This window comes from Bacillota bacterium, assembly GCA_040754675.1.
In the GTDB taxonomy this organism is placed as follows: domain Bacteria; phylum Bacillota; class Limnochordia; order Limnochordales; family Geochordaceae; genus Geochorda.
The window spans coordinates 1-2,218 of sequence record JBFMCJ010000635.1 but is presented as its reverse complement, the minus strand read 5'-3'; the positions used below and the strand labels follow the sequence as shown (position 1 = coordinate 2,218).

The following is a 2,218-nucleotide window of genomic DNA, read 5'->3' as shown; positions in this document are numbered from 1 at the left end:
GTGCCAGCGGAGGCCACTTCTTCTACGTGTACGCCATCGGTTTTTCCACACCTTCCGATATTAGCTCGATAGTACTGTTATTCATTGCGAAGGATGTGCATAGGGGTCTCGGCAGCCGCGCGGCCGAAAGACCAGTACCCGGTCACCAAAGCCAGAACGAGGGAGAGAGCCAGACTCCAACCCAGGATACCGTAATCAAAGGGCAGCCTCTCGTTGAATATGAATCCCGCCGCCTTGAGGAACAGGAATTGGGCCAGCCCGCCAGCCGCCAACCCGCACACCACACCCTGGGTCAGGGCCTCGACCAGGGGGCCTACCTGCAACTGCCAGGAGGAAGCACCCAGAGCACGGAACAGAGCAAGTTCGGACGCCCTCCGGATGCGGGCTATGGAGGACGAACTGAAGTATACCGCGAGGCTCACGAGGAGGCTGAATCCCGCCGTCAGCCACCACAGGAACGCCAGTTCTCCCACCGCGGCGCGCAGGAGCAGCAGGATGGCTCCGAGGTCGTACACCCGCACACCGGCCGGGCCAGTGGGACCGCCGGGCGAGACGGCTTCCAGCATCCGGGCCAGTTCCCGCCTGAGGGCAGCACTGCGAGTGGGGTCGCAGCGCACGGCCATCACCCCATACTCAAAACCGATGGCGCCGTGTGGGACCGTGATGGCCGCCATTATGCCGAGACGCACCCCCATGAAGGGGTCGACAGAGACCACGCGCAGGGTCATGCGGCCGGACGAACCGGCCCGGGCCCCAACCGGTACCCCCACCACCAGGCTGTCTCCCGGCCCGATCCCGAGTCGGTCCGCAAATTCCTCCCAGACGGAGCAGGGGATCTCTCCCGGCGCCGCCCGGTTCACCAGGTCGAGCGTAAGCGTGGAGTTGTACAGGTGAGCGCGGGCAGGATCGACGAGCTTTATGGCAACCAGCATGCCACCCGACTTGCTCACGGGCTGCCCGTTAACCTCGTGCAGCCGGGCTAAAACGGCCCCTCCCGGGGAAACCTCCACGTCTCGGTGTTCCTGCAGCCTGGCCACCACAGCCGACTCCTGCTCGGAGGTCACGGCTCCCGCCGGGTAGATGGCAAGGATGGTGGCGGGGATCTGCCGCGCTATGCTCAACTCCAACTCGTGGCTGAACGGGCGCTCCAGGATGAGGGCACCGGTGCCCACACTGAGGGCAACTGCCACCGCGGTCATGGCGGCGACCACCCGGCTCCTCCCCAGGCGCAGGTAGGTGAGGGGCCACCGCAGGGCCACCGGGGCCACCTGCCCCAGGTTTCCCAGCATCCACATGGCCAGGGCAACCGCCCCGAGAAGGACGAGGCAGGCGATGAGAATGAGCCACATCACCGCCCCCTGAGCGAATCCCCCGCCGAGGTAAAGTCGACCCAACAGGGGGACGGCAACCAGGGTCACCACCAGGGCGATGGCCAGAGAGAGCAGGGCCTCCCCCTTCCGTTCGGCGGGTACCAGGAACCCAGCAGCCTTCCCCCGGAGGACCAGGGCGGGCGTGGCCTGCATGGTTACCACAAAGGTAGACAGGCCGTAGGTAAGGACGAGGATCGGTCCGACCAGCAGGAAGGACCAGGGAACAGTTGCGGGCGTGGCGAGTTCGATCATTTCGCGGGCCCCTGCCCCCGCCAGGGCGCTTGACAGGCTACCCAGAAGCCGGCTCCATAGCACCCCCAGTACGCCGGCCGCCAGCCCGGCCAGTGCCAGCCTGAAGGTGACGATACCCAGCACCCGCCCCAGGCCGGCGCCGAAGGTCCTCATGATGGCAGTCTCGGCCACACGGCTACGGGCGTAGTCCTCAACGCCGTATGCGATGCCGAAAGCGCACATGAAGACGATGACCACTGCACTCCAGAAGTAAAGACTGCCCAGGCGCTCGAGGCCCTGCTCGAACAGGGGGGCAAGATCGGATACGCCCAGCACGGCCGCCCGGCCCAGCCTGTCCACCAACCTGCCCGTGAGCGCCTCAATCTCTTCGCCGGTGGTGCCGGGTGGGAGCTTCAGGAGCAGGAACTCCACTCCGCCGGATCTGCGGCGGTCCGCGCCTGCCCGCCGCAGCAACGGTTCACCGACCACGAGGGTGCCGTCGGTATGGGCGCTGGCCAGGGTCAGGAGCGTCTCCGGGAAGGTGGCGGCCGCCGGAAACCGGCAGCCGAAGACCGAGACCTCTTCCCCTTCAGTCACCTGCAGTGCCTGGGCCAGGT

The 2,218-nt window shown here is 66.5% G+C and carries 1 protein-coding gene; it reads right to left on the bottom strand.

Annotated elements, in window-relative coordinates; translation table 11 throughout:
• Window positions 1-77: 77 nt before the first annotated feature.
• A partial coding sequence (locus AB1609_21870; protein ID MEW6049083.1) for an FtsX-like permease family protein occupies window positions 78-2,218 on the bottom strand: 2,141 nt, incomplete at its 5' end.